At 63.7% G+C, this 26,547-nt stretch carries 18 protein-coding genes; 4 read left to right on the top strand and 14 right to left on the bottom strand.

What is annotated here, in order from left to right; all coding sequences use genetic code 11:
* Positions 1 to 44 precede the first annotated feature (44 nt).
* From mqnE to ubiE, 4 genes are all read right to left on the bottom strand, one after another.
* On the bottom strand, positions 45 to 1,190 hold the full coding sequence (mqnE, locus tag Pla111_RS11365) for an aminofutalosine synthase MqnE (RefSeq protein WP_146574431.1): 1,146 nt from the start codon (positions 1,188 to 1,190) through the stop codon (positions 45 to 47).
* A 63-nt stretch (positions 1,191 to 1,253) separates the two neighbouring features.
* On the bottom strand, positions 1,254 to 2,201 hold the full coding sequence (locus tag Pla111_RS11360; RefSeq protein WP_146574429.1) for a 4-hydroxybenzoate octaprenyltransferase: 948 nt from the start codon (positions 2,199 to 2,201) through the stop codon (positions 1,254 to 1,256).
* Complete coding sequence (locus tag Pla111_RS11355; RefSeq protein ID WP_146574427.1) at positions 2,201 to 2,881, bottom strand: UbiX family flavin prenyltransferase; 681 nt, start codon at positions 2,879 to 2,881, stop codon at positions 2,201 to 2,203. Before Pla111_RS11355 ends, Pla111_RS11360 begins: the two co-directional genes overlap by 1 nt.
* A gap of 78 nt (positions 2,882 to 2,959) precedes the next feature.
* Positions 2,960 to 3,721, bottom strand: coding sequence for a bifunctional demethylmenaquinone methyltransferase/2-methoxy-6-polyprenyl-1,4-benzoquinol methylase UbiE (ubiE, locus tag Pla111_RS11350; protein ID WP_146574425.1), 762 nt, complete (start codon positions 3,719 to 3,721; stop codon positions 2,960 to 2,962).
* Between the two features lie 134 nt (positions 3,722 to 3,855).
* Here ubiE and Pla111_RS11345 point away from each other — a divergent pair, with 134 nt between their 5' ends.
* Together Pla111_RS11345 and Pla111_RS11340 are read left to right on the top strand one after the other, a co-directional pair.
* A complete protein-coding gene (locus tag Pla111_RS11345; RefSeq protein ID WP_146574423.1) occupies positions 3,856 to 4,626 on the top strand; it encodes a 2-phosphosulfolactate phosphatase in 771 nt (256 codons plus the stop codon).
* Positions 4,627 to 4,769: 143 nt separating this feature from the next.
* A complete protein-coding gene (locus Pla111_RS11340) occupies positions 4,770 to 6,422 on the top strand; it encodes a glycine--tRNA ligase (RefSeq protein WP_146574694.1) in 1,653 nt (550 codons plus the stop codon).
* 11 nt (positions 6,423 to 6,433) lie between these two features.
* On the opposite strand, the gene Pla111_RS11335 is transcribed toward Pla111_RS11340, so the two are convergent.
* From Pla111_RS11335 to larB, 5 genes are all read right to left on the bottom strand, one after another.
* Positions 6,434 to 7,234, bottom strand: coding sequence for a hypothetical protein (locus tag Pla111_RS11335; RefSeq protein ID WP_146574421.1), 801 nt, complete (start codon positions 7,232 to 7,234; stop codon positions 6,434 to 6,436).
* 113 nt (positions 7,235 to 7,347) lie between these two features.
* On the bottom strand, positions 7,348 to 8,343 hold the full coding sequence (locus tag Pla111_RS11330; RefSeq protein ID WP_146574419.1) for a DHH family phosphoesterase: 996 nt from the start codon (positions 8,341 to 8,343) through the stop codon (positions 7,348 to 7,350).
* On the bottom strand, positions 8,340 to 9,299 hold the full coding sequence (locus tag Pla111_RS11325) for a bifunctional riboflavin kinase/FAD synthetase (RefSeq protein ID WP_146574417.1): 960 nt from the start codon (positions 9,297 to 9,299) through the stop codon (positions 8,340 to 8,342). The genes Pla111_RS11330 and Pla111_RS11325 overlap by 4 nt, the downstream gene beginning before the upstream one ends.
* Positions 9,300 to 9,345: 46 nt before the next feature.
* Complete coding sequence (locus Pla111_RS11320) at positions 9,346 to 10,221, bottom strand: NAD(P)H-hydrate dehydratase (RefSeq protein WP_197524969.1); 876 nt, start codon at positions 10,219 to 10,221, stop codon at positions 9,346 to 9,348.
* Complete coding sequence (gene larB / locus Pla111_RS11315; protein WP_146574415.1) at positions 10,218 to 10,952, bottom strand: nickel pincer cofactor biosynthesis protein LarB; 735 nt, start codon at positions 10,950 to 10,952, stop codon at positions 10,218 to 10,220. Before larB ends, Pla111_RS11320 begins: the two co-directional genes overlap by 4 nt.
* Positions 10,953 to 11,600: 648 nt before the next feature.
* On the opposite strand from larB, the gene Pla111_RS11310 reads away from it, so the two are divergent.
* Both Pla111_RS11310 and Pla111_RS11305 read left to right on the top strand, forming a co-directional pair.
* Positions 11,601 to 12,905: a hypothetical protein gene (locus Pla111_RS11310; protein WP_146574414.1), complete on the top strand. Its 1,305-nt coding sequence runs from the start codon at positions 11,601 to 11,603 to the stop codon at positions 12,903 to 12,905.
* Between the two features lie 159 nt (positions 12,906 to 13,064).
* Positions 13,065 to 14,684 carry a hypothetical protein gene (locus Pla111_RS11305; protein WP_146574413.1) on the top strand — a complete coding sequence of 540 codons (1,620 nt, stop codon included), beginning with the start codon at positions 13,065 to 13,067 and terminating at the stop codon, positions 14,682 to 14,684.
* A gap of 58 nt (positions 14,685 to 14,742) precedes the next feature.
* Here the strand turns inward: Pla111_RS11305 and Pla111_RS11300 are convergent, their stop codons facing one another.
* The 5 genes from Pla111_RS11300 to Pla111_RS11280 all read right to left on the bottom strand — a co-directional run bounded on the left by Pla111_RS11300 (position 14,743) and on the right by Pla111_RS11280 (position 26,419).
* Positions 14,743 to 15,627, bottom strand: a complete 885-nt coding sequence (locus Pla111_RS11300) for an ExeA family protein (protein WP_146574412.1) — start codon at positions 15,625 to 15,627, stop codon at positions 14,743 to 14,745.
* Entirely contained in the window at positions 15,605 to 16,522 is a 918-nt protein-coding gene (locus Pla111_RS11295) for a hypothetical protein (RefSeq protein WP_146574411.1), read from the bottom strand. Before Pla111_RS11295 ends, Pla111_RS11300 begins: the two co-directional genes overlap by 23 nt.
* Complete coding sequence (locus tag Pla111_RS11290; RefSeq protein WP_146574410.1) at positions 16,519 to 17,418, bottom strand: hypothetical protein; 900 nt, start codon at positions 17,416 to 17,418, stop codon at positions 16,519 to 16,521. The genes Pla111_RS11295 and Pla111_RS11290 overlap by 4 nt, the downstream gene beginning before the upstream one ends.
* Before the next feature lie 110 nt (positions 17,419 to 17,528).
* Positions 17,529 to 22,598 (bottom strand): protein kinase domain-containing protein, encoded by a 5,070-nt coding sequence (locus tag Pla111_RS11285; RefSeq protein ID WP_146574409.1) that lies wholly within the window; start codon positions 22,596 to 22,598, stop codon positions 17,529 to 17,531.
* A gap of 98 nt (positions 22,599 to 22,696) precedes the next feature.
* Complete coding sequence (locus tag Pla111_RS11280; protein ID WP_146574407.1) at positions 22,697 to 26,419, bottom strand: PKD domain-containing protein; 3,723 nt, start codon at positions 26,417 to 26,419, stop codon at positions 22,697 to 22,699.
* Between the last annotated feature and the right edge of the window lie 128 nt (positions 26,420 to 26,547).

Below are 26,547 nucleotides of genomic sequence, written 5' to 3'. Positions count from 1 at the left end.
ATCAAAACCCCCGCCGCGAGCCTCTCGCGGCGGGGGTTTTTAGTTCATACAGCGGCGACAATCTTCTCACCCGCTCGCCAGCTCTCGGCGTCGCGTTCGACCCGGCGGTAGAGCGTGTCACGCTCGATCGGTTCGCGACCCGTTTCGCGAATGACCCGCTCGATGTCGGCGACGCTCATCACTTCGGGCGTCGTGGCCCCAGCGTCGTGATAGATCAGCTCGTGACGCACCGTGCCATCGATGTCGTCGGCACCGTACGAGAGTGAGATCTGGGCGGTCTCGATGCCGAGCATGATCCAGTACGCCTTGATATGGTCGATGTTGTCGAGCATCAGGCGTCCGATCGCCATCTGACGCAGATCCATGAGGCCCGAGGGCTTCTCGATCTTCCGCTCGATACCAAGGCGGTTGTTCTCCGGGTGATAGGACAACGGAATGTAGGTCTGCAGGCCGCCCGTTTCGTCCTGTAGCTCGCGCAACCGGATCAGGTGGTCGATCCGGTGATAGGGTTGCTCGATATGCCCGTAGAGCATCGTGCAGTTGCTGCGTAAGCCAAGGCTGTGGGCCTCGCGATGCGTTTCGAACCAGCGGCTGGCGTCCGCTTTGTGCTCGCAGATTTGGTGGCGGATCTCGGGATGGAAGATCTCGGCCCCGCCGCCGGGGAGGCTGCCGAGCCCGGCCTCTTTCATATCCTCCAGCACCCAGCGGATCGGTTTCTTGGTAAGCCGCGCAAACCAATCGATCTCGACGGGCGTCCACGCCTTGAGGTGCAGCGTCGGATAGTTGTCGTTGAGCAGACTGATCACCTTGCGGTACCAGTCGTACTTCGCCTGATGGTGCAACCCGCCGACGATGTGCATCTCGGTGCAGCCGTTCTCGACCGCTTCGGCACCACGGGCGAGCACCTGCTCGTCGTTCATCCAGTAGCCCTTCGGATCGCGCAGATCGGACCGGAAGGCGCAGAACGTACACCGATAAACGCAGATGTTGGTCGCGTTCAGGTGCGTGTTGATGTTGTAGTAACCGGCGTTGCCGTTCTTGCGTTCGCGCACCAAGTTGGCTAGCTCGCCGACTTCCGGCAGCGGGGCTTCGGGCGATTCGAGCACCAGGCCATCTTCAGCCGTCAGCCGCTCGCCGGCTTCGACTTTTTCGCGGATCGGGGCGAGGATGGGGGAGGAGGTTCGCAACATCTTGAAAGACGTCTGAGAAGACGGACGGAACTTAGGGAATGAAGAAAGGCCGGACAGACCCGCTCAGAACACCAGATCAAGGGTGCCAACCGCGAGCAGCCCGAGGCTGATCACCGCATTGACGTGGAAGAACGCTAAGTTGACGCGGTCCAGGTCGTCGGGGCGGACCAGACGGTGCTCATAAATCAGTAAGGCGGCCACGGCGGCGATCCCGCACCACCAGAGGGTACCCAGGGGAGGATAGACGGTCGGCAGCAGGGCGAGAAGCACTGCGGCCACGGCATGGCTAGCCGCGGCCAGCCGCAGGGCCCCCCGCAGGCCGAGTTTTGCCGGCAGGCTGTGGAGCCCGACCGACTTGTCGTACTCGTAGTCTTGGCAGGCATAGAGGATGTCGAACCCCGCCACCCAGGCCAGCACCGCCGCCCCCAAAACCGTTGCGGGGAGCAGGTCTGCCGGGCTGGCGAGCACCTGTTCTCCCCGGATCGCGATCCACGCCGCCACGGGCGACAGCCCCAGCGCCACTCCCAGCCAGTAGTGCGCCAGCGAGGTGAACCGTTTGGCGTAGCTGTACCCGCACAGCCAGAGAAGGACGGGAAAGCTGAGCGCAAAGGGGAGCCAGTTTGGCAGAAAGAGCAGCGTGCTGGCGATAAAGCCGGTTGCGCTGAGCAGGGTGAAAGTCGTTACCTGGGTGACGCTCAAAATGCCTGCCGGCAGATGTCGCCCCATGGTGCGGGGATTGGCGGCGTCAAGCTTGCGATCGACGAGCCGGTTGAAAGCCATCGCCGCCGAGCGGGCGAAGACCATGCACAATAAAATGCCGAAGAGTTCCTTCCAACGTACACCAAAGCCCTTGAAGCCTGTCGTGGAGGAGAACGGTGCGTAGTCTGTCCAGGCGGTCGAGAACGCTTGTTCGTGCCACGCCATGAGCGCCGCCAACAGCGCGAACGGTAAAGCGAACAGCGTGTGGCTGAAGCGGATGAGAGACAGCAGGTGGCGTAATGTCTGAAACATTAGCGGCGTGGGGCTTCCTCTTCTCCCCACCGCTGAATCAGCGCGTTGCGGACGCCGAGCTGGTCGCAGACCCTTGCGACGACGAAATCCACGAGATCGGCCAGCGACTGCACACCGTGGTACCAGCCCGGCGCGGCCGGCAGGACGATGGCTCCCGCTTCGGTTGCACGGCGCATGTTGTCGATGTGGGTGAGCGACACGGGCGTTTCGCGCGGCACGAGCACCAGCGGACGCCGCTCTTTGAGCTGGACCTCGGCGGCGCGTTGGATCAAGTTGCCCGCCGCTCCCGCGGCGATTGCGCTGAGTGTCGTGCCGCTGCACGGGCAGAGCGCCATGCCGGCGTTCAGAAACGAACCGCTCGCCATCGGTGCCATGAAGTCTTGGTAATAGCAGTACCGCAATTTGCCGGGCGCATCCGCTTCGGCCACCGGCTTGGCACCGGTCAAGAGTGGCACTTTACGGAGTAGCTCGGCAGTGGTTCCCAACAGCCCCAGGGCCGCCGGATCGAAGGCTTTAAGATCAATCTTCAAGCCCAGTTCTTGTTCAATCACCGCGGCACCGCTGGGGCTGATCGAGACGTGAACCTCATGACCGGTGCGCAGCAGCACATCGAGCAGCCGTACGGTATAGACTGCCCCGCTTGCGCCGGTAACGCCAACAAGGATCGGAGGACTGGTCATTCGATGAGTCGGGGGGAGCGCACGGGGCGGGGGAAGAAAAAGCTATGCAACTTCATGCCGGGCCGCAGGTGTCGTTCCTTATTTTTGACCGATGTAGAGCGTCGCGATGCCGAAGGTCAGCGGATGATACTGCACGCTCTTTAGCCCCGCCGATTCCATCCGCGCGGTGAGCTGCTCGTACTCGTCAAACGCTTTAACACTCTCGGGCAGGTACTCGTACGCTGCCGAGTTGTTGCGCATGACCGCTTGGCCGATCCGCGGCAAGATGTTGCGGAAGTACCAGCTGTAGATCCCCTTCATCGGCTGCCAGCGGGGGGTGGTGAACTCCAGCACAGCGACTTTGCCGCCGGGCAGGCACACGCGGGTCATTTCGCGTAGGCCGGCATCGGTGTCAGAGACATTGCGCAGCCCGAAAGCCGCGGTCACCAGTTGGTAGGTGTTATCGGCAAAGGGGAGCGCGTTGGCGTCAGCGACGACCCACTCAATGTGGTCGTTCGCGCCGGCTTTGCGGCCCTTCTTCTCGCCGATAGCAAGCATCTCGGGACAAAAGTCGGCGGCCGTGATACGGAGCTTGCCGCGTACCGACCGGTCGTAGGCCAGGGCTAGGTCACCCGTGCCGGTGCAAAGATCCAGCAGCGGCTGGCCGGCCAACGCCCCCTTACGGGTCTGAGCGTCCGCGATCTGCGTGGCGCGCCACCGCCAGTAGCGATCCACATTGCCGCTGAGCAGATGGTTTAGCAGATCGTAGCGCGGGGCGATCTCGCCGAACATGCGGCGAACACGTTCGCCCGATTTATCGACGACCGGCGTGGGAGACGAGCTAGCGACGGCTTCAGGCATGGAGCGACGGGGAACCGACGGGCGGGGGAGGGCGACTCAAAGGAGACAGACTAAAGTGCTAAGGGCCACAACGGCAACCGCTTGCGCCACAAACGCTTAACGCCCTCCTGACCGCTACGTTCCGACTGCCCGCCATGCCCGCCAATCGTCTTTCGGTCCATTACCTGCCGCAATTCGTCTCCGAGGCCGACTTTGCCGGCGAGGTGGTCGCGGTGATTGACCTGGTGCGGGCCTCGACCACCATCTGCCAAGCCCTGCACGCCGGGGCCACGGAAGTGGTTGCCTACCTGGAAGTTGGCGATCTGATTCGCGACGCACGGCGGCTGCCGGGTCGCGACGAAGTCGTTTTGGGCGGGGAGCGCGGCGGGCTGGTGATCGAAGGGTTTGACCTGGGCAATTCCCCCGCCGAGTACACCCCCGACCAGGTCTTCGGGCGGCGCGTGCTGTTTACCACCACCAACGGCACCATGGCGCTCCAGCACACGCGGCTAGCGAGCCGGGTGATTGTGGCGGCGCTGGTCAATCTGACGGCAACGGTCCGCTCCCTGGCCGGTGAGGAGGGGGTCCATCTGCTCTGCGCGGGGGCCAGCGGCCATGTGGCACGCGAAGATCGCTTGGCAGCCGGAGCCATTGCCCACGAGTTGGCAAGCTGGGAAGGGGCTCCGCGCGAGATGAACGATCAGGCGGTGGCGGTGCTCGGCGAGTGGGAGGAGCTGCTCAACACGGCTCGGGCGCTCGGACGATCTCCTACCGAGCAACTCGCCATCGAGCTGCGTGATACTCCCGGCGGTCGGAACCTGGTTGAGGTCGGGCTGGAGGCCGACCTGCCGCTGTGTGCGGCGATCGATACGCTCGACCTGGTTCCGGTGTTTGACCCCGCAACCCGACGGATCACCGCCCCGTAGGAGCGCCTGACGCGGTGGGTTAGACTTGCCGCTTCCCGATGGCGCACGCGACCTGCTCTTGCTGATGCAAGCGGGCTGGTCGAGCAAGCAGCCATGGCGGGCGTATCACTCTTGGGCGACGGAATCGGGTTGCTGCGATGGAAATGGAAAAGCTGGTCTCGCTGTGTCGGCGTCGGGGGTTCTTGTTCCAGTCGAGCGAGATCTACGGCGGATTGAACGGCTTCTGGGACTACGGCCCGTTGGGCGTCGAGCTGAAGCGCAACCTGAAAGACGCTTGGTGGCGCGATATGGTCGCGGCGCACGACGACCTGACCACCCACGCCGGTGCCCCCGGCGCTTACGAGATGACCGGGCTGGACTGCACGATCATCATGCACCCGCAGGTGTGGAAGGTCAGCGGTCACTACGACCTGTTCGCAGACGTCCTTGTTGAGTGCAAAGAAAGCAAAAAGCGTTATCGCTATGACCAGGTCCGATGCCGTTGGATCGATGGAACGGGGATGCACCTGCCCGGTTCCGACCAGCAATACGCGACCGAGCAGGTCAAGTATCTGATTGCGACGGTTGCCGAGAACGAAGCAGAAGATCTCGAGAAGCGGGCGATGAAGCTCCTTAAGGTTCGCTCGAAGGATAAGGACAGCTTGAAGTGGATCGATGGCGTAACAACGCTCGATCAGATCGACACGCAAGACTTCGACAAGGTCTTCGCGCCGGAAGCGACCAAACTAGGAACGTTTGGCGAGCCGCGCGACTTTAACCTGATGTTCGAGAGCCACGCCGGCGCTCTGCAAAGCGAAGACAACAAAGTGTTTCTCCGCCCCGAGACCGCCCAGGGCATTTTCGTCAACTTCAAGAACGTCACCGACAGCTCGCGTGTGAAGGTGCCGTTCGGCATTGCGCAGGTTGGTAAGAGCTTTCGCAACGAGATCACGCCGCGCAACTTCACGTTCCGTTCGCGCGAGTTCGAGCAGATGGAGATCGAGTTCTTCTGTCACCCCAGTCAGTCGCAAGACTGGTACAAGTACTGGCGCGATCGCCGGATGGCGTGGTGGCAGTCGCTCGGCCTGTCGGGCAAGAACCTGATCCTTCGCGACCATCACCCGGACGAGTTGTCGCATTACTCGACCGGCACGGCCGACATCGAGTACGCCTTCCCCTTCCTACCGGAGGGGGAGTACGGCGAGTTGGAGGGGATCGCCCACCGGGGTGACTTTGACCTGCGGAGCCATATGGAGGGCAAGCTCGATCCCAATAGCTGCCCGCTGACCGTCCAGCTGGGCGAAGATGGCAAGCCGGTGCATCGGGGCTCGGGCCGCGATCTCACCTATCGCGATGACATCACCAACGAACGTTTCACGCCGCACGTGATCGAGCCCTCGGCGGGAGCTGATCGCGGTGCGCTGGCGTTGCTGTGTGAAGCTTATCACGAAGACACCGCACCAGACGACAAGGGCCAGGACCAGACCCGGGTGGTGATGCGCTTCCACCCCCGCATTGCGCCCGTCAAAGCCGCCGTGTTCCCGCTTGTTAAGAAAGACGGCATGCCCGAGATCGCTCAGGATCTGTACCGTGCGCTAAAGAAAAAGTTCCCTGCGTTCTACGATGAGAAGGGTGCTGTCGGTCGCCGCTATCGTCGCCAGGACGAAGCCGGCACGCCGTACTGTTTGACGGTCGATGGCCAGTCCGTGCAGGATCAGACGGTCACGCTCCGCGACCGCGACACGCTCGAGCAAGTGCGGATGAAGCTGGACGACGTCGTCGAAGAGATCGAACGTCGCGTGACGGGCAGCTGCTGAACTCGCCCCAATCAACGCTTGCCGAGTCGTGACGATAGTGCGTCGAGCTGGCTGCGGAGGCTGCCCATCAGCACCTCGGGGCCCGCTCCTTGAGTGAGGTCGGCGTAGAACTGGCTGGCGGTCGCGGTGTGGCGACCGGCAGCGGCGTCTGCCGAGCGGCGCAGCGCTCGCAGCTCATCGTGCATCTGCCCGAGCCGCGCCGCAGCACCACGGCCTGCGGCCCAGAGCACCGCGATCAGCTGCAGCAGGCCAAGAATCAACAGCCCCTGCCCGCTGAGCGTGGCGGCCAGCGCGATGTTCCACAGGTGCGGTTGCCCTCCCCACAAGCTCCAGGCGAGCAGCCCGATGCCCGTCCCCAGCGTCAACGCTCCAAGGGCCGAGAGGGTCCAGGCCGTGAACTGTCCCGTTCCGCTGGCGCGGCGCGAAGCGCTACGCCGGGCGACCGGGTATTTACCAGGGGCGCGTTGCCCGCGGAGGTCATGAGCGGCGGAAGATGTGACCGCTGTGGTGGGCGTGCTTGTACCGGACACACCGAGCGCCACGGTCAGTTCGGGCGATACCCCGTGCTGAGCCAGGTCGAAACGCAACGTCCGGGCGGGTTCGCCGCTGCCGATCCGCGCCTTGGCGAGCCGCAGCGAGTGATCGATCGCATCGCGAGCGCTCGGAGCCGCAACCGGGGGCGGTGTTGGGCGTGTGTCGGCGGGCCTTCCCGAAGTGGTGGTCAGCAGCCGCTCGCAGCGCGGACAACGAGCGCCAACCGCGCGCAGCGGGCCGAGAGCAGGGACCTCTTGTTGGCAGTGACAACACCACATGGGCTGCTAGCTAGTCAGGGATCGGGGCAGGGCACCGCGCGGCGCAGAAACTTGCGTCGCTTGGAACCGTCCACAATCTTCCATCGTCGCATCAGCCGGGCAAGCTTTAGCGGTTACGCGGTCTTTGCCGACAGCTGCTCTGCTAGCACCGCGACAATGGCGGCCTCGGCTGCTTCGACCGTTCCAGCAAAACGGACACCGGCTGCCTTGGTGTGGCCGCCCCCGCCGAACCGCTCCGCAACAAGCCGCACATCGACCTCGGTGCGGCTGCGAAGGCTGACCTTGGTTTTTTCTTCATCCATCGCCGCGATAAGGATCGCTGCCTCAACGCCTTCGACACTCAGCAATCGGTTCACCACATCTTCGGTGTCGGACAGCACGGCACCGGTCTCGGCGAAGTCTTTCAGAGTCGCGACGCCGATCGCCAAGCGTCCCGCGAGATCAAGCCGCAAGCTGTTCATAATCCTGCCACCCAGCCGGACGCGCTGGGCGGTGTTTTGGTCGTAGAGCGACGAGAAGATTGCTGAGGGTTTCGCTCCCGCGTCCACTAGGCGAGCGATCGCCGTGTAGGTGGCCGAGCTAACCGAGGGGAAGCGGAACCAGCCCGTATCGGTGGCGATCGCGGCGAACAGCGGCGTGGCGATCGCGGGGGTAACCTCAACACCAAGGGCGTCGCAGGCCTGCAACACCAGCCGACCGGTTGCTTCGGCGTGAGTGTCTTTGAGGAGGAGGGCCCCCAGATCATCGCCGCTGACGTGGTGATCGATCACCACGCGGCGTGCCGGGCTTTCGCGGAGCACAGCGGCCATGTCGCCCAGTTGGCCCCAGGCGCTGGTGTCGGCGATGAGATGCACGTCGGCGGCGTGGCAGTCTGCGGCGGTAACCCCTTCGCCGAGCACCTCGATCCGGCCCTCGGGATCCAAGAAACGGATGTGCTCGGGCGGGGCGTCGGCGTTGACAATGCGTCCCTTCTTGCCGAGCACTTCGAGCGCCAGCAGCAGCCCCAGCTCGCTGCCGATCGCGTCACAATCGGCACGCGTATGGCTGGTGAGGATGAACGAATCGTGCTGGGCGACGATCTGCTGCAGAGGCTTCCAGTCGATCGTCATCGGCCTTCTCGAAAAGGGGGGGGGGGTGCGAGTTGAGCGGCGATCCGCTGTGCAGACGCGATGTCTTGTGAGACCTGGTCCGTCAGTTCGACCGTCGTGTCAAAGCGGCGAACGTCGCGCAGTCGGTCGAGGAAGTCAAGCTCCATCGGCTGACCGTACAGCGATTCGTTGCAGCCGATGAGGTGGGCTTCGAGCTTGGCAGTGGACTCGCCGAAGGTTGGGTTGGGGCCGATATTGATCGCTGCCGGCCAAGACTTATCGCCTCGCCACCCGACTCCCGCGTAGACGCCGTGAGCTGGGAGCAGCGTGTCGATCCCTTCCAGGTTGGCGGTGGGGAAGCCGATCGTTGCGCCGCGACCGGCACCATGCGTCACGATGCCACGCAAGCGGTAGGGGGCGGTCAGCATCGCACCGGCAGCGGCCACATCGCCCTGGTCACCGATCAGGTTGCGGATGCGGCTGCTGGAGATCATCTGGCCCTGCTCTTCGGCCGAAGCGACCACATCCAGCGTCATGCCGGCGGCTGCGGTGAACTCGCCCAGCAGGGAGACATTGCCTTCGCGGCTTCGGCCGAAATAAAAGTTGGGTCCCTCGACCATCGCCTTCGCGGCCAGTTTCTCAACCACGATTTGGTCAAAGAACTGACGCGCCGAAAGGCCCAAGAGCGCGCGGCTGGTGGGATACGCCACCACGCCATCGACCCCCAACCGGGCCAGCAATTCGGCCTTGCGCTCGGTCCAGGTAAGGGGCGGCGGACATTGTTCCGGCCGCAGCAGCCGGACGGGGTGGGGATCGAACGTGAAGACAATCGCGGGACCGCCAACATCCTGGGCACGCATCCGCAGTCTCTCAACCAGACGCGCGTGACCCCGGTGGACGCCGTCAAAGTTGCCGATCGTCACCGCCCCGCCGCGCAGCTCTGCGGGAAGGTCATCAATCTGTCGGACGATCAGCACGATAAGGAAGTCTTAAAGCCGAGGGGGCCGAGAGCGAAGCAATAAACTAGCTGCTGACCGTACGCCAGGCGGCAGGCAACGCCTCAATGAGCGCCGGTGCGGTAACGCTGAGCTGCCCTAGCTTCGCTGCTGCAAGGTCCCCCGCCAACCCGTGGACATGCGCCGCGAGCCGGGCGGCGTCAAAGGCGGCCATTCCCTGGCACAGCAGCGCGAGGATCACGCCAGTGAGCACATCGCCCACACCGCCGGTCGCCATGCCGGGGTTACCGGTGCTATTAACCGCGTAGCGGTGGCCGTTGGTCACCACGGTGCGGGCACCTTTGAGCAGGACAACGGTTTCGGGTCCTCCCAACGAGCGGGCGAGTTCCGCGGCCGCTTCGAGGCGCTGTGCGTCGTGATTAGGGTTATCCAGCGGTTGGCCCCGCAGGCGGGCGAATTCTTTGGCGTGCGGCGTTAAAACTCGCGGCCCTCCCGGCGTGCCTAGAAAACTTCTTCGAGCAGCGAGCGCATTGAGTCCGTCGGCATCGATTACCGCGGGCAGCGACTCTGTCCAAGCCCTCTCGAGGAGATCATTGATGGCGTCGCCGCGTCCGATGCCCGGCCCCATCGCCGCTGCGTCGGCCTCGCTGAGCAATTGGTCGAGGGCTGTGCGAGCTTCAGCGACCAGTTGTTCGCCGTCATCAGCTAATGGGTGGGTCGTGTAGGCGGGGCAATAGCCCGCGACGGTCGAGAGCACGCAACGCGGTGTGGCGACCGCCACGAGCCCAGCCCCCGAGGCCAGACACGCCATCGCGCTGAGCGCCGGTGCGCCGGCCATGCCCAGCGATCCACCGACAACCAGACCCCGGCCATAGTCGCCCTTGTGACCGAAGGGATCACGTGCGGGCAGAAGTGGCAGCTCGGTGTCGGTAACGTCGATCACGCCGGCCCTGAAGGGGCAGAAGGATGAGGAGCCGAGACACGCGTGGCGATCAGCCCGGCCATGTAGCCCGCTTTGAAGCCCGCATCGATATTCACCACCGCGACATTGGAAGCGCAGCTGTTGAGCATCGAGAGCAAAGCGGCGATGCCGCCCAGGTTGGCTCCGTACCCGACACTGGTGGGGACCGCGATGACGGGGCAACCAACGTAGCCGCCCACGACACTTGGCAACGCACCCTCCATGCCCGCCACAACGACAAGGGCGGTAGCATGACGGAATTCGTCGCGTCGTTCGGGCAGGCGGTGCGGTCCGGCGACCCCCACATCGTTAATCCTCACCGTCCTGACCCCCATCCACGCCAGCGTCTCGCAGGCCTCTTCGGCGACGGGAAGGTCGGTCGATCCGGCGGTAATGACCGCGATAAACCCCTCGCAGGAGGGGGTATCGCCGGCCCCCGCCAGTCGGAACGTACGGCCAACCGGATTGTGGACCGCCGAGGGAAAGCGGTTGAGCAGGATCGGGGCGACAGCGGGGTCGAGACGGGTGACCAGTGAGGCGTCGCCCCGCGCCTGCTGAGCCTCGATGATCTCGACAATCATCGGGGCCGGCTTACCTTCACCGTAGACCACCTCCGGAAAACCGCAGCGGGCCGCCCGGTCAACATCAAGGCTGACCGTCTGGTCCGCGACCGAAACGGTCGGTTGGCGTCCTTTAGAGGGGGGTGGGGGCATACGAGTTGGCTGCGGAGTGGCGCTACAAGAGTATCAAGAATGCGTGAAAATCGGACCTAGTCTGTCGCGAAAGGCTCGCTGAGCGTTTAGAATCTGGACATGAAGGCGTTAATGCGTCTAGGGGTTTGTTTGAGGCGGCCCGTATCGTCTGTACGGCAAATACACCCCTGAGAGACTGACTATCAAGCTGGATAGATGATCGCGATGTGGATGTGCCGAGCGGGTTTGTATCAATTCCCTGTTCGTCATTCGTCGCGAGACCTGACTCCCACCTAGAGATCCCCGGCAATCTTCTGTGCTTTGGCCAGCTCCACCTGGGCCATTAACGGCTGATAGCGGGCTCTCGAATATCCTACCTGCTGAGCTGAAATTTTTAGTCGCGAGTTTCCTGTCCCACGGAAAAGCTGATGGCCGAGCCGGCAAATTTGTCGGCCGTGAGTATTTGACAGAAGGCGTCACCCACGGAAGGGGTCCCTACCCTTGTCAATTATTCTTCTGCCACAGCCGCGCGGCTCTTCTATCAGCACCTGCCCCGACTCGCCCCGGTGAGTCGAACTGCCTCCCCACTCCCCACACCGGATGCGCTGTCCCCCGGGGCCGATCATCCAACCCGTCCCCCGTCTCGAATCACACCAAGGAACCCCTGTCATGAAGATCACAAGCGTGATGGCTTTTGCCGCGGCGACGATGCTCGCCACTTCGGTATTTGCCGCGACCCCCTTTGCCGGCGATGACCTGGATGGTGGCACCACCAACGGCGGCCTCCCCGGGCCGACCGTGCCCGCCGTGTTTACGCCCGACAACTCGATGTCGATGTTCCAAGGAAACCTCCAGCCGGGCAACTTCCCTGGCAGCGGTTTCGACATCTTCGGCCGCTATGGTCGCAATCTTGGCAGCTTTGTTCCGTTTGACGTCTCCGATGACTCGGCGGGTTCCTTCCCGGGTGACCAGATCGGTATTCTGCGTTCGACGAAGAACGACGCCGTGGTTGGCCTCGCCGACACCGTCAACGGCGACAATCCGGGCGGATCCGTCTCGGCCGTTTGGACGTTCGACATCAGCGGTCGCAGCAACATCGAGCTGAGCCTCGACATCGCTGCGATTGGCGATTTCGACGCCAGTGACTTCCTGCGTTTCTCCTACTCGATCGACGGCGGTTCGTCTTCAACCGCCTTTGACATCGGGGTCGATCAGAACGTTGACCCGACCTTCGGTTTGACCGACTCGGGCCAGCTCTACTTGGTAACGATGGAGTCGGGGGCGCAGTACGACGCTTACTTCTCGCCGTTCTTTAACGAAAGCCAGTGGTTGTCGGCGATTACCGGCTCGGGCGGAAGCAGCCTGACCTTTCACCCGCGTGATACCGGTACGAACGGTGACAGCGTCGCGATGGACGGTCAGGTGCCCCTCACGTTCTTCGGTGGCACACAAGAAGTTCGTGGCTACACGAATGGCTCGTTTACCAATACGGAACTCGAAGCCTACAAGGATCCGTTGTACGTCAACCCGACAACCGCTCCGGACGCCACGGGCAACAACTTCGACTCGGGCACGCAGATCACGAACGAGTTTCAGACGATTACCGCCCCGATCAATGGGACCGGAACGACGCTTACGATCACTCTGAACGCGGTTGCCGATGGCTCGCTTGAGTACATCTTGTTCGACAATCTGGTCCTCAGCGAGGGAGACGTGGTCGCGCTCAACCCGGGCGACTTCAACGGCGACGGCAAGGTTGACAACGGCGACCTGAACCTACTGCTTGGCAACTGGGGTTCGCCGACGGTTCCCGGATCGTGGATCAATGGCTTTAGCTCGCCCGTTGATAACGGCGAATTGAACAACCTGCTTGGCAACTGGGGCTTTGGTGTCGGCGTTGCCGTCCCCGAGCCCACCGCCGCGCTGTTGGGCCTGATCGCCCTGGCCGGTGTCGCCACGCGCAACCGTCGCTAAGCCGTTCGGTGCTCTGAGCCCAGCTTTTTGCGGGCTTTAGTCACGCGGATGGATTAACCTAACGAGGCGGGGTGGCCGTTTGGCCGCCCCGCCTTTCTTGCTTGTTTGACATTTTCTCTGACACTTTCAGAGTTAAAGCTACCTCAAGGTATACCCCCGATGATCGGTCGATACGCCTTCTTTTTGGTTGCAGCACTTGCTTTCACGTCAAGCGCGTTCGCTCAGCTGCGGGTGGTTACTTACAACACACTCGACAAACCGTTTGATGCGACCGACGAAACGGAACTGCGGACCATCTTCGGAGCGATCGCCACCACGCCGGTCAATGGCATCGCGAAGCGGCCTGACATCATCGGCTTACAAGAGCAGCGGACCTTCACGTTTGTCGGCGGCGATTTCGATTCGACCGGACGGAGAATTGCCGACGAGCTCAACGATCTGTTTGGCGTTTCTACCTACCAGGTCCGGCGGGTAGGTACGGGGGCCGACCTGCTGATGTACGTTTACGACACCTCAACCGTCTCGCTTGTAGCAACTCAGCAGGTCTTCTCGACCGCTCCGCGCGCAACGCTCCGCGGACAGTTTCAGCCGGTTGGCTACACGTCGCCGGACGCAACGCTGTACACCTACAACAGCCACTTCAAAGCGGGCAGCACCGGCTCGGATCAAAGTGATCGAAACGCCGAAGCAACCGCCATCCGTAACAACTCCAACAGCTTGGGTTCCCAGGTCAACGCGCTCTATATGGGCGATATGAACATCGGGAGCAGTTTCGAGGCGGCGTACACGACGCTGCGTGCCGCAGGAAATGGCCAGGCGTTTGATCCGCTAGGACTCTCTTCATGGCCCAACGTGACCGTCGCGAGCCATCTGACCCAATCGACACGCAGCGGGTCGATCGGTGATGGCGGTGCCGGTGGCGGAATGGACGACCGCTTCGACCTGCAATTGACGACCGATGATTTGCTCGACGGCGAGGGGCTTAGCTATCTCGGTCCCACGTCGATCGGCCTCTCGGGGCTTGAGCACTCGATGAAGGCTTTCGGCAACGACGGGGTCTCCTACAACCAATCGATCAACAACACGTTTGTGGGCCGTTCGCAGCCCGCGAGCGTGTTGAACGCGTTGTTCAACTTCAGCGATCACCTTCCGGTTGTCGCGGACTACCAGTTGCCCGCCGTTATGGAAGTGCTCCACGACACGATTCCCGCCACTCTCCAACTAGGAGAATCGTTCTCCTTTGATCTAACTGTCCGCAATGCCGCGGATGTCGTGGCGGTCTTAGGGGCCGATGAACTCGATTACGCCTTGGCGGGCACGGGTGCCGCGTCGGGGGGGGGGGCTGGCTTCGAGCTCGCGCTCTCACCGGGGTCTACCTACTCGATCTCGCTCGACACCTCATCGCCCGGTGCGAAGACCGGCAGCGTTGTGGTCTCCAGCACCAGCCAAGGTGCCGAGAACGCACTCACCGTCATCCCGTTGGCGTATGAAGTTATCGGCGTACCGGTGGTAGCGGGCGATTTCAGTGGCGACGGCCGCGTCGACAACGAGGACCTGAACCTCTTGCTGGTCAACTGGGGCGGACCGGTTCCCCCGGTGCCCGCCGGCTGGACGGGAGATCAGCCCCTCGGCAGCGAGATCGACAACGACGAGCTAAACCGCCTGTTGTTGAATTGGGGCTTCGGCACCGCGACCAGCATCCCCGAGCCCGCGACGGGGCTGCTCTTAGCGTTGGCAGCGTGCGCACTTGCCGGTCGCGCTGCCCCTCAGCGGACCTGAGAGCCCGCCAAGCAGCCGGGGTTCTGCCAACGACGCAGCTGGCCCCCATGGGGGTCGCTCAATCGGCACCCACCGTAACCAGCTCTCGCTGTACCGCATCGATCTGACCGGACCCGAGCGTCGGGGTTTGGTCCGACATGCCGACCACCAGAGCGAGATCGCAGAGTCGATCGATCTGGCGGGCGACGCCACCCGTGTGCGTGAACAGTCTTTGCAGCGCGCCCTTGTCGAACAGCTCTCTTTCGGCACCGGCCTCGGTGAGCCGCCAACGGACGTACTGTGCTGTCTCGGCAGCGGTGAACCCCCTGACGAGCGTCTTCACCGCGAGGCGTTCGTCGAGCGCCGCGTGCCTCGCCACGCAGGAGAGCAACCGCATCTGACCAACCAGTACGAGGGTGAAAGCGGTGGCCCCGTCGTCGTTGAAATTGGTCAAGAGCCGCAGGGTTTCGAGCGCTCCGGTGTCTTCCAGCAGGTGCGCCTCATCGATGACCACCAGCGCCCGCCCCGTATCCGTGCCGTTCACAAGGCCTTCGATACGGCGGACCGATTCTTCCACCGAGCCGGTTGCATTGCTTGCCGTGGGAGCTCCGAGTCTCTCGGCCAAGTAGGCGAGCAGGTCGCGTCCTGACATCTGCGGAAACACCAGATGCACGAGCTTGGCGGGTCGTGTCGTCTCAGCGAGACGGCGAACAAGCAGGGTCTTGCCCACGCCACTGGGGCCGGCGAGGGCTGCCAGAGCGCGCCCATTCTCGACCGCGTAGCGCAGCTTGAGCAGGGCACCGTCTTGGGATTCGCAGGCAAAGAACCGCCCGGACGCCGCCGAGGGCGTTTCGAACGGTTTACGCGATAGTTGCCAGTAGTCGAGATACATCGGGTGGCTCGCCAGGGGCGTTGCAGTGGAGCGGCACGTCGAGCGGGCCTCAAGCGACAGGGAAGCGGCCATGCGACGCTGGTGTTTCAATCACACCCCGCGGGGCCACTCCGGCCGAGCAGAGAGCATCGATTGCGAGTCGACGGTCTTTGTTCGTTTGTGCGGAGCTGACCAGCACGAAGCGGGCGGTCATCGACCACGCCGACCAACGCACCGGTGAAGCCCCCGAGGAACGATCCGGCCGTGCAGGGCCTGCGTCGATCAGTACCAGCCGGTCGGCGGCCGCAGCGCCGATCACTGAGGCGGCGTCGATGCTGAGCCCTTCATCGGTGACGGCCAGCGTGACGCCATCTTGCAGGCTATGCACCGAACGTCCGGCAAACGGGTCTCCCGATTCACCACACGCGGATAGGGCCGGCAGCGCAGAAACGCCAAGCCGCTTAGCAAGCTGAGTGTTTCGGTTGGCGTCGATCACGATTACTGAACGTCCCGACTTGGCGGCGGCCAGCGCGATCGCGAGTGTGGTTGTGGTGAGGCCCACACCGCTACGATCACCGACCAGTGCGAGCGGACACGGCTCTTCGGAGGCCAACAGTTGTTCAACCGCCTCGAGCAGCTGGTCGCCGGCCTGTGCGACGATCTTGTGCACGATAGCGGGCCAGGTGAACGTAGCGATCTCAAACCTTTTTGGAGCCGTCGAGGGCTCGGTCCTCATCGCGGCGGGCGCGTCGTCCCTGTTTGTCTCGCGGACCAGAGACGAACGTTCGCCGATCAAAGCCGAGAGCGGTCGCTTCACCGCGGCCGCGGCGGGCTTGAAATGGGGGGCCGGCATACGTTGCACTTCTGCATGGGGCGACACCGTGTGCACCTTGACCGATGTTGTGCTCGTTTCCGGCAGGACCCGCGAACCGCTGCGGGCTGCGGGCTGCTGGTAAGCGGCGATGAACGCGCGATCGGTGAGGCTCATCGGCGAGTACTCGTGTCGGTAGTGGGGTACGCTGTAGCAGCCGCGGTGCGCGGGAAGCCTTCTTGAGGCAACGCGTTGGGGCTGAGCGGACCGAGGTTTAGTTTCGGGAAGACTTCGCCCGTGAGCATCACCCCGGTCGGCTGACGAGGGGTCGGTTCGCTCTTGGCGACGCGCGGTATCGATTGCGGCCCGGTGGCGGTCGTCCCGGTTGGATTGGCAGCGAAGATGGACGGCTTGAGCGGTGCCAGGGGCTTCATGTCGGCGAAGATGCTGGCCTCGCTTGGCCCCTGAGCTTGGTCGCTTGTGGTGCTCGGCGTGTCGCCGAGGATCGCGGGTGGGGCTGCCCCGTTCAGGAGAACGAGCGTAAGACCGATCGCCGCGATAACCGCCGCCAACGCAATCCAGCGCGAGTACGGCGCGATGATCGATTCAAGCCGTAGCAGGACATCCGCAAACGATTCGGACGCCGTGTGCGGCGATGCTTCGTGCGTCTCTTGCACGGGATCGGCGACTTCTTGCACGGGACGCGCGGCGACCGTGTCGAAGCGCAGCGAATGCAGCTCATCGCCAAAGTGAACGGTGGTTGTCGCGGGGGTGGTTGTCGGTGAAACGACGTTCCCCTCGGCAAAGCCGGTTGCGGCACCCAGGTTGGGTGTCGCATGCGGGGCGGCGTTGTCGCCGGGTAGGTCGATGCGCGCGGGTTTAATCGTCGGCTTTGCCGCCGGGATGTCGTCCCAACGCGGCTGATCCTCAACCATCGGCACTCGTGCCAGCACGGGTGCGATCTCGTTCACGACAGGCTTACGAGCCGCCGTCGAAGGCGTCGCAGCGGGCTCGGGAAGCCGGATGTCGGCGTCGAGCGAGAGCGTGTCGAAGACGGCGTATGCCTCGTCCATGGGCTTCCCTGCACACTACGCGAGCCGATGACACGCCGAACGTGACGCGCCTTGTCGGTCATGATCGGTACCGATTGGTGCGATCTTGAGGATTATCGCGGCCGTGCGTGCTAGCGTTGAGAGCCGCTAGCGTCCCAGGCGGCGGCCGGCCAGATGATCGCCGCCCCGTCGCGCCCCGAGGTGAGCGCCGCGGAACCGTCCGGGCTAAACGACACGCGTGTCAGCTCGTCTTGATGCCCGCTGAGAGTGAGCACCTCGGCTCCGGAGCGGGCGTCCCAGACCTTGGCCGAGCCGTCTCGGCTGGCGGTGAGGATGCGAGCGCCGTCGGGGCTGAAAGCCACTGAGGTCACTCCGGCGGTGTGGGCACCCAGCACGTGCAGCGCCGCGCCGGTCGACGCATTCCAGATGGTGGCGGTGCTGTCTTCGCTGCCGGAAACCACGAGGTCCCCCGCTGGCGAGAAGGCCACCGCAAGCATCGGCGCGTCTCCGCGAAGGGTTTGCTCAACCGCTCGCCGAGCCGTACTCCAGAGTCGCACCGTGCCATCGGCCGAAGCGGTCGCGACGTGTTGTCCTGTCGCGTCGGCGGTAGCGTCGTAGATCGGGCCGGTGTGGCCGCGCAGCTCGATCGTCTCGGCGGAGCGGTCTTTTAGTGACAAGATCCGAGCCACCCCATCATCTCCCGCGGTCAGCAAAGCCTCGGGCTCGTTCATGAACTCTTGGCTGTTGATGAACAAGACGCGGTTCAGGTATCCCGCGCCGGCTCGCTCGATGCGGTGCCGTGACTGGCCTGTTGCGGCGTCCCAGAGCTTGATCGAGCCGTCCCAGCTTGCGGTGGCAAGGGTCGTTCCCTCAGCCGAGACCGCGGCGTCCGCGACGGCTCCGTGGGGACTGAAACGCATCAGCCTTTCGGCGGGATCAACCTGCCAGAGTTGGATATCGTTGCCGCCGACCCCGATGAGGGTCCCGGGGGTCGGACCCGCTTTCGCGATCCATACCGATCCGGGCGCGACGCGATCAGCTAGAACCTCTTGTAGCTCTGAGTCAGCTGACTGCGGAGTCCAGCGGTACAAGCGCCCCGCGGTGGCGGCCGTTAGCCAGGCTTCGCCAGACGGGGCAAGATCGACCGCGTTCACGTCGGCTTCAGGACGAACCGTTGCGACGGTTGTTGCCTCGGCAAGTCGCCACAACCTCACCACGCCGTCGGCGCATGCCGTGAGGGCTTGTTCGCCGTCGCGTGAAATGCTGAGCGAGGAGACCCAGTCGGGGTGCTTTAGCACGAGCGACTTGATCTCTTCGCCACGGTTCAGATCCCACTGACCGCAGGTGTGGTCGCCACTGGCGGAGACGAGTCGCGTCCCGTCGGGGGTAAACGCCAAGCCGGTGATCCCGGCGCTGTGACCGAGAAGCGTGTGTTCGATTTTCCACTCGTCGTTCTTCAGGTGCCAAACCTGCAAGCTGCCGCGCTGATCACCCGACGCAATGCGCTTGCCCGCAGGGTCTGCTGCCAAGGCGGTCACGGGGGCTTCATGACCCGTTAACGTGCCGAGTGGGGCTCCGTCGGCGAGCGACCAAACGCGGACCGCGTTGTCATCGCTACCCGTTGCGAGCCATCCGGCCCGGTCGGAGATCGCGAGCGCCGCTTCACGTCCGGTGCAGGGAATGGCATAACGCTGGGCACCGGCAACCACATCCCACACGCGGACCGTATCATCTCCGGCGGCACTGGCCAGACCGCGACCGTTATCGAACAGCGTGGCATTGCTCGCCAGAAAGGCGTGCCCTTCGTCGAGAGTTACAACCGGCTGGCCGGTGGCGGCGTCCCACAGCCGCGCCGTCTGGTCGCGGCTGGCGGTGACGATTCCTGCTCCGTTGGGGGTGTAGCGAGCCGACAACAGCGCATCGGCATGACCGCGTAAGGCGATAGCCTTAAGAACCCGCGTTTCACCGGGCGAGCCGAACTCCCAGCGACACTCGCGGTTGTCGTCGCCGACCGATGTCGCGACATCGCCGGCGGGAGACATGGCAACGCCATAGATCCGGCCGCCGTGTCCGCGCAGTGTGCGTTGGCTAGTCCAAACGCCAGGTGCCTCCTGGCTCCAGAGTCGCAGGGTGTTGTCGTAGGACCCTGACAGCAAGGTCTTGCCATCGGTGCTGAAGCGGACTGCTCGTACGGGTCCCAGGTGCCCGCGCAACACCAAGTGCGGCGAGGGCTGGTCAGGAAGCGAGGCTAGACGCCGCTCGATATCGATCGGACGAACATCTGACGGGTCCCAGATACGGATCGTGCGGTCAAAGCCCGCGGTGGCGACCAGGCCGTTGCGATCGATGTCGACGTCGTAGACCGGTCCCTCGTGCTCCGCAAACTCGCTGAGCATGCTAAAGCCCGCGGCCGATTTTCCCCAGACGATTGCGCGTCCGTCGTGTCCGGCGCTGACCAGACGCGAGCCGTCGGGCGAGAAACGCACGGCCCACACCCACCAAGTGTGGCGTTGCAGCGTCTGCAAAGCCGCGCCATCGAGTGCGTTCCAGAGTCGCACCGTCTGGTCGAAGCCGGCCGTGGCGATTGTTTGACCATCCGGTGCGTAGGCGACCGCGAGAACGCCCCCCTCATGCCCGCTAAGTTCGGTGAGCATCTTTGCTTGATTCGGATCGATAATCCGTACCACCCCGTCGTCGCACGCCGCGGCGAGCCGATCGCCGCGTGGCGCGTAAGCCAGGGCGTGGAGGGTCGTGCCCAGCCGAATCGTTCGGGGGGCGGGGGGAGCGGGGCCCACGCTGTGCGTCGTGGCACGCAGTGTGACAACACCCGCTTGGTTGCCGGTGGCGACGGTCAGGCCATCGGGGGCGTATGCCACCGCTTCGACGGGGGCCGACTGCTCGAAAGTTTGAGCGGCGAGGCCGCACAGGTAAACAAGGCGCCCCCACTCCCAGTGCCTCAGTTCGGCAGGGCACGCGGATAGCAACGAGCGGGCTTCGTCGAACGCATTTTCGTCGATCTTGGCGGCGGCCAAGCCGATGCGGGCAAGGTACGCCTCGTACGCCTCACGGCGTTTGGCTTCTTCCGCGGTTCGTCGCTGGACCGCTTCTGCTTCGCGTGCGGCGATGGCTGCCTCTCGCTGTTCGATCGCGATGCGCTCTTGTGCTTGGGCGATCTCACGTTGCTTTTCAGCGATCTCACGTTGCTCAACCGCCGCGGCACGCTGCGTGATCGCTTCAGCGGTGCGCTCGTCGGCGATGCCTCGTTGCTCCTCGGCGATCGATCGTTGCTGCTCGGCGATGCCGCGCTGTTCGACGGCGGCGTTGCGTTGCCGACGGATCTCGAAGTAGGCAACACTCACCACGCCCGCGACGGTCAGTAGCAGCGCTAGGGCCAACCGTTTCAGGTTCCGCAGCCGCTGTTGGCGGGCGTCGCGCTCGGCGCGGGCTGTGGCGATCTCGGCAAGTAGCGTGCGCGCCGTTTCGTCGTCGGTGTGCGACTCAATCAGCGACGCTGCGAGATCATAATCGCCGTTGTCTCGGGCTTGCCGAGCGTAGTCGAGCCGAGCGGTAACGAGTGTCTCAGCGGCCCGTTGGTTTCCCTCCCACAGAGCGAGCGCCTCTTCAAATCCGTACAAGGCCCTTGAGTATTGCTCGTATTGACCGGTCCGACGGGCTTCGGCGAGCGCGGCCTCGGCACTGGCCGCAAGCGAGACGCTCTCGGCGTGCGCCATGTGCTCTTGCAGAGCCATCTGCATGGCTTTCACCGACTCGTAGCGATCTTCTTGTCGCGTGGCCATTGCGGTGCGCGCGATCGTCAGCAGATCGGCGTGCTTGGCCGCCGTAGCGCTATCGACCGGGCGAATCTCGTTCGTGGCGGCCGCCATGAGGCAGGCCATCACGTCCTTGCCGGTGTGCGGGGGTTTGCCGGTGATCGCCTCGAAGAGGATTGCACCGAGCAGATAGATATCGCTGCGGGCGTCGATCGTGTTGACCGGCCCCTTGGCCATCTCCGGTGCCATATAGGCCGGCGTGCCTCCCAATCCGTCGGATTGATAGACCTTGTCAGCGCTCGGAAAGCGTTCGGTCACCCGTGCCAAGCCCCAGTCCATGACGAGCACCTCGCCATAATCGCCCAGCATGACGTTCTCGGGCTTCAGGTCGCGATGCACAACGCCGCTCGCGTGGGCAAAGGCCACCGCATCAGCCACCCGCATCAAGATGCTCAGATTCTCGATCAGCGATCGCTCTTGGATGACCTCGTCCCAGGGCGTGCCCTTGACGCGCTTCATGGAGTAAAAGAGCGCCCCCTCGGCATTCGCGCCCAGATCATAGATCGGCACGATGTTCGGGTGCTCGAGCTCGCCGGTGATGACAGCTTCCGAGATAAATTTGTCACGCTGATCGAGGTCGCCCTGCGATCCGGAGCCCGAGCCCTTGCTGCCAGGCTTGAGCATCTTGACCGCAACGGTACGCGCGATCGAAGACTGTTTGGCCGCATAGACAACTCCCATGCCCCCCTGACCGAGCAGATCGATCAGCTCGTAGTCGGGCGCATTGATGTCATCAACGTTCGAGAGCGAGACCCCTGTCGGGCGTTTGATCTCCATCAGCGAGCGCGACTTGATCGGAAGGGTCGAGCGGAAGCCGCTAACCGTGCGCCCGATCATCGATTGGCTGCCCAGCTGGATCGTCTGGCCCATGTCGCGAGCGGTCTGGGCGGCACCAGCCCAGGTAGCAGCGAGGTTGTCGGCACCCGCACTGGGTGGCAAGGCAGACAAATCGATCGTCATGTCGCTGTCGATCGGGACGGTTCCCTTGCCCGGCTGGAGCTCGATCGTCTGGTCGTCGCGCTGCGTGGCATCGACGTGCACATCGCGCAGCTCGATCGTCGCCTGGGGGTCGAGATCGACCGTGTCGGTCGAATCCGACGCATCCTGGCCGGGTTCCGAAGAGAGCTCGATCGTTCCCGAGTCTGACAGGTCGAGATCGACCGTGTCGGATTCCGTTAGCGGTGCTTCGAAGTCAGCCGTATCGCTTGCGTCGGCGATGGGATCCGCGCCGACCGGTTCGAATTCTTGCGTCGAGCCTTTCAGGTCATCGACCGTGGCATTGCCGTCGAGCTTTGCCTGGCAATGCGGACAGCGTTTACCCGCGGCCGAAGCGGCTTCGTACTCCTTGTGGCAAGCGGGGCAGCGGGGCATGGCGAACAGCAGGAACGGACTGGGCCGGGAAGAGGCCGGAGGGTTTGCCCCCTCAGTCTAATCGGCGAATCCCGCGGCACGTGTGCCAGTCACTGAGATCAGTGTGGACGGCGACGGATCAATCGGTGCCACCGCGCCAGATCGACCCCTGCCGTGGCCCGCTCGATTCGCTGGGCTTTCGCAAGGCGTGCGAGCAGCAGGGTCGCGGCCGCTGCGGTCCCCGTTTCGCTCCTCGTATCGGCCGTGGGCGAATCTTGATCGGCCTTCGGGCCCTGCTCGGCTCGAGAGGCGGGCCCGCTAGCGGACGCGTTGCTCATACCGAGTTCGGGCACCCAAGCCGCAGCGGGGCCCGCGGCGGCCTCTTCGACCGCAGGCGTTGGTTCGGCCGGGGGATCCGCCGGGGCGTCATCTGCGGCTTCGCCGCGGAGGCGCGTGGTGGGCGGGCGGTCGCGCCCGCCGTCGGAGTCGTCCGAAAGATCAACGACCCGGCCGCCCCGGACATTGACGTCGATCACCAAACGCCGGGTCTCGGTTTGGGCTTCGACCACGTAGATCCGATAACGATCGTCAGGTAGTCGCGAGAAAAGCGTCGGCAGGTCGCTTAGCGAATCGTCGGGAAGTCGGTAACCTGCGCCTTCAACCCCATCGGGGCCAACAAGGCGAAGCTCGAGGTAGCGCTCGGCACCGATGCCCGCGTCAGCGCTCGCGGCACCGTCGGCGGTGGCCGAGCGATCGCTGGGAGGTGCCGTCGAACGCTCGACTGCCGCAACGTTTTCGATCGCTTCGGGGAACTTGATCTCGGGTGCCTGCGGCGTGGTATCGATCGCGACCTTGTTGTCCTCGACCCCCGAGTTCGAGATGGCGACTACTTCAAGATTGCTCTGACCGACAGCGAGCGCGGCGGAGCCAAAATCGTCGTCGCGGATCAGGACCGAGATAACGATATCTGCCGCAGGATTCTGTGGGTTGGGCGGGCCAAAGTAACGGTGGTTGATCGTAAACGACTGCGGGGTTGGGCCTGCGTACAGACGTTCGACCACAAACCGATCGGCAGCGGGTAGGTTCAATCGGTCACCCCAATCAACTAACACTTCGAACGTGTCGGCACCCGGATCGGCGAAACTCAGGTTCAGCGTCGTGATGCCGTCGCCACCGAGGTCGGTTGCCGTGATCGGATCGAGGGTCGGTGCCACGTTATTCACGGTGATCAGGAAAGACTGCGTGTCGATCCCCCCATCGTCATCCGACAGGGTGACGGTAATCGTGTAGCGATTGTCGCGGATGCCGTCGGTATCGTTGTCGGCGTAGAAGTGTTCGGCGGAGAAGACACCGGTGGTCGCCACTGCGGGGCCGCCTTGAACGACCCCCGTCGGCATAAACCTGTAGGCAGGATCCGCCGGGCGGAACGTGTCCGATAGGCCATCTCCCCAGTCGATCGTGATCGTGAAGTCCTCGGTCGAGGCACCACCTGGCCGTAGCGGGTTGTCGAAGCCCGGATCGAAGAACCTTCCGAGGTCGGGTAGCTGGAGCAGCGTCCCTTCGTCGATCACCACGCCGGGATCGCGGAGCGTGAGCGTTGGGGCCACGTTCGTAACCGCGATGCTGAAGCGTTGTTCGATCGTGCTCCCGTCGTCGTCGGAGAAACGCACCGACACCGTGTAATCACCATTGTCGGCGTAGTAGTGGGGGTCGTGCTCCGGCGTAGCGATGGTCGGTACCCCCGCTGAGCCCGTCGTGGTCACGAGGAAGCGTACCGCTGTGGTGGGGGAACCATCGCCCCAGTCGATCACGCCATCGCGGAAGGTCTCGGAAGTCTCGCCGCCGTTGGTAGGGTCGTCGGTGTTGAGCGGGTTATCAAAGCCGGGATCGGAAACACGCACGCCGAGTGTGGCGAGGTCCACCGCGGCCCCTTCTTCGATCATGAGGTCCGCGACGCCGATCAGCACAGGATCAACGTTATTGACCTGCACCCGGAACGAGGCCTGTGTGCTCCCTGTATCGTCGTCGGTTAGGATGATCGTTGCGGTATAGAGGCCGTTGTCGGCGTAGGTGTGGGAACCGTCAATCTGTCCCATGCCTGCGATGAAGCTGACGGCTAAGGTCTCGGGAGCCGAACCATCGCCCCAGTCGATCGTTGCCAGGTGGGTGTCGCGCAGCCCCGGGTCAGAGAACAGCACGCCCCCTTGCTCGCCCAGGACAACTTGGTCTCCCTCGTTGATAACGCGATCGCTGAGGGGAGCGATGAGCGGAGGGACGTTAAAGACGGTTGGCCTGACGGACTGGGTAAAGCTCCCGCGATCGTCGTCGGTGAGGGTCACGGTGATCGTGGGGCGATCGCTGGACGTGCCCGTGGGATCATCGTCCACATAAACATGGTCGAGCGTAAAGCTGCGCTGGTCCGCGGCGAGGCTGACAGTTTCGACCGAGCCATCTCCCCAGTTGACCAAGAGCGTGAACGTGTCGCGTACGCCCGGATCGACGATTCGCCCGGTCAGCGTTGTGGCCCCGCCCTCGCTGGTGTTGGTTGCTACGAGGTCGCGGATCAGCGGGGCGACGTTAAAGACGGTTGGTCTGACAGTCTGGGTAACGCTCCCGCGATCGTCGTCGGTGAGGGTGACGGTGATCGTGGAGCGATCGCTTGCCGTGCCGTTGGGATCGTCGTCCCGATAAACATGGTCGAGCGTAAAGCTGCGCTGGTCCGCGGCGAGGCTGACCGATTCGATCGTGCCGTCTCCCCAATTAACGAGCAGCGTGAACGTGTCGCGAACGCCCTGATCGATGATCTGCCCGGTCAGCGTTGTGGCCCCGCCCTCGTCCGAGTCGGTCGCCGCAAGGTCAGCGAGTTGCGGAGCGACGTTGAAAACGGTCGTCTTGATCGTCTCTTGCGAGGCTCCTCCGTCGTTGTCACGCACGGTCACGGAGACCAAGTAGCGATCGGCCGTTGTCAGACTCGGATCGTCGTCCAAGTAGCGGTGGGCAAGCGAGAAGTCGCGCTCGCCGGCAGGCAGATTGACCGTCTCAGTAACTCCGTCTCCCCAGTCAACGAGGAGTGAGAAAGTGTCGTCCTGTCCGGGATCGTCGATACGCCCGCTGAGGACCGCTTGGTCGCCTTCGTTGACGCTTGTCAGATTGAGATCGGCAAGTGTTGGGCTCGCATTGGTGACGACCGCCGAGGTGCTTGCGAACGAGACCCCGCCATCGTCATCTTCCACCGACAGATTGATCGTGATCGGACCGGTGGGGTCTCCCGGGACATTATCCCGATAACGGTGGCGGAAAGAAAAGTCACGCGCATCAGCATCGATCGGGAGGGTCTCGGTGACGCCGTCGCCCCAATCGACAGTGAGTGCAAACGTGTCGGCCGCACCGGGGTCGACGACACGCCCGGTCAGCACACTCTCGCCACCTTCGTCAGTCGGCGTTGCGGAGAGATTAGTCAGCAGCGGTGTGGCGTTGAGCACCGTGATGCTGGTCGTTGCTACGGCCGGTGCCGCTCCCGAGCGATCAGTAACCTGAACCGTTATTACGTAATTGCCGTTGTCGGTTGGCTGAAAGGGCAGTTCGCGGTTGTTGGACTGTTGCACCACCTGGCCATCGAGGGCGACGGACCAATCGAACGCAAGCCGCCCCACGCCCTCGGCGTCGGCAATGATCGACTCGAACTGCCCCTCGATCATCGTGTCGGGAGCGATAAACCCGGCGACAGCCGCGTTAAGCACGCGTCGAGATTCAAGCTCTCGTACGAGCGGCACCGCAGGACGGATTGACTCACGCGAAGCGCTTGAGCGAGCCCACCGATTGCTCTTGATGCCGCGGAGCATATCGGACTGGTGTTTCGGAAGGAAAGAATAGGCGGGAGGCGACAGTCGGCTAAGCAGCCGGTTGCCCGATCGGCCCAGACTTATTGGCCCAGACCGATCAGCCGAGGCCCCCCTCGCACGCCGCGTTG

It is taken from the genome of Botrimarina hoheduenensis (assembly GCF_007859815.1).
Lineage (GTDB): Bacteria > Planctomycetota > Planctomycetia > Pirellulales > Lacipirellulaceae > Botrimarina > Botrimarina hoheduenensis.
This window is presented reverse-complemented; position numbering and strand designations above follow the sequence as displayed.